Source organism: Microbispora oryzae, assembly GCF_017896165.1.
GTDB lineage: Bacteria > Actinomycetota > Actinomycetes > Streptosporangiales > Streptosporangiaceae > Microbispora > Microbispora oryzae.
On the sequence record NZ_JAFCNB010000052.1, the window covers coordinates 1 to 1937 of the forward strand.

General features: G+C 60.9%; 1 protein-coding gene. It reads right to left on the bottom strand.

Annotated elements, in window-relative coordinates:
* Window positions 1-1937 (bottom strand): ATP-dependent Clp protease ATP-binding subunit (locus tag JOL79_RS33460; protein ID WP_210159951.1); only part of this gene is annotated, 1937 nt, incomplete at its 3' end.

Genomic DNA, 1937 nt, shown 5'->3' on the forward strand with positions numbered 1-1937 from the left:
GCATCGGTCAACCGACCGTCCTCCAGGATCTGCAGCAACGAGTTGAAGATGTCCGGATGAGCCTTCTCGATCTCATCGAACAGCACCACAGAGAACGGCTTCCGCCGCACCTTCTCCGTCAGCTGCCCACCCTCCTCATACCCGACATAACCAGGCGGAGAACCGAACAACCGCGAAACCGTGTGCTTCTCCATGAACTCCGACATGTCCAACATGATCAGCGCGTCCTCGTCCCCGAACAAGAACTCCGCCAACGCCTTGGACAACTCCGTCTTCCCCACACCCGACGGACCCGCGAAAATAAACGACCCACCCGGACGCCGCGGATCCTTCAACCCCGCCCGCGTCCGCCGAATCGACCGCGACAACCCCCGAATCGCATCATCCTGACCGATGATCCGCTTATGAAGCTCATCCTCCATCCGCAACAGCCGAGCCGACTCCTCCTCCGTCAGCTTGAACACCGGAATCCCGGTCGCCGTCGCCAAAACCTCAGCGATGAGCTCCTCAGTCACCTCGGCCACGACATCCATGTCGCCGGCCTTCCACTCCTTCTCCCGCCGCTCCCGCTTCAACTGCAACTGCTTCTCCTGATCACGCAACGCCGCGGCCTTCTCGAAGTCCTGCGCATCAATCGCCGACTCCTTCTCCCGCCGCACATTCGCGATCTTCTCGTCATACTCCCGCAGATCCGGCGGAGCCGTCATCCGACGAATCCGCATCCGCGAACCCGCCTCATCAATCAGATCGATCGCCTTATCCGGCAAAAACCGATCACTGATATACCGATCCGCCAACTGCGCCGCCGCCACCAACGCCCCATCAGTGATCGACACCCGATGATGCGCCTCATACCGATCCCGCAACCCCTTCAGGATCTCAATCGTATGACTCAGCGACGGCTCCGCCACCTGAATCGGCTGGAACCGCCGCTCCAACGCCGCATCCTTCTCCAGATGCTTCCGATACTCATCCAGCGTCGTCGCACCGATCGTCTGCAACTCACCCCGAGCCAACATCGGCTTCAAAATACTCGCCGCATCGATCGCACCCTCAGCCGCACCCGCACCCACCAACGTGTGCAACTCATCGATGAACAAGATGATGTCCCCACGAGTCCGGATCTCCTTCAACACCTTCTTCAGGCGCTCCTCGAAATCCCCCCGATACCGCGAACCCGCCACCAACGCCCCCAGATCAAGCGTGTACAACTGCTTGTCCTTCAGCGTCTCCGGAACCTCACCCTTAACGATCTTCTGCGACAACCCCTCCACCACAGCGGTCTTGCCCACACCCGGCTCACCCACCAACACCGGATTGTTCTTGGTCCTGCGCGACAGGACCTGCATCACCCGCTCGATCTCCTTATCCCGCCCGATCACCGGATCGAGCTTCCCCTCCCGCGCCGCCTGCGTCAGATTCCGCCCGAACTGATCCAACACCAACGACGTCGACGGAGCCGACTCCTGCGGACCCCCCGCCGCCGCCGGCTCCTTCCCCTGATACCCATGCAGCAACTGAATCACCTGCTGCCGCACCCGATTCAGATCAGCACCCAACTTCACCAGCACCTGAGCCGCCACACCCTCACCCTCACGGATCAGGCCCAGCAAAATATGCTCCGTACCGATGTAGTTGTGCCCCAACTGCAACGCCTCACGAAGCGACAGCTCAAGAACCTTCTTCGCCCGCGGCGTGAACGGAATATGCCCCGACGGAGCCGACTGCCCCTGACCGATGATCTCCTCGACCTGCTGCCGCACACCCTCAAGACTGATCCCCAGGCTCTCCAAAGCCTTCGCGGCGACACCCTCACCCTCATGGATCAGACCAAGAAGAATGTGCTCCGTACCGATGTAGTTGTGATTGAGCATCCGGGCCTCTTCCTGAGCCAGGACCACAACCCGCCGCGCACGGTCGGTGAACCTCTCGAACAT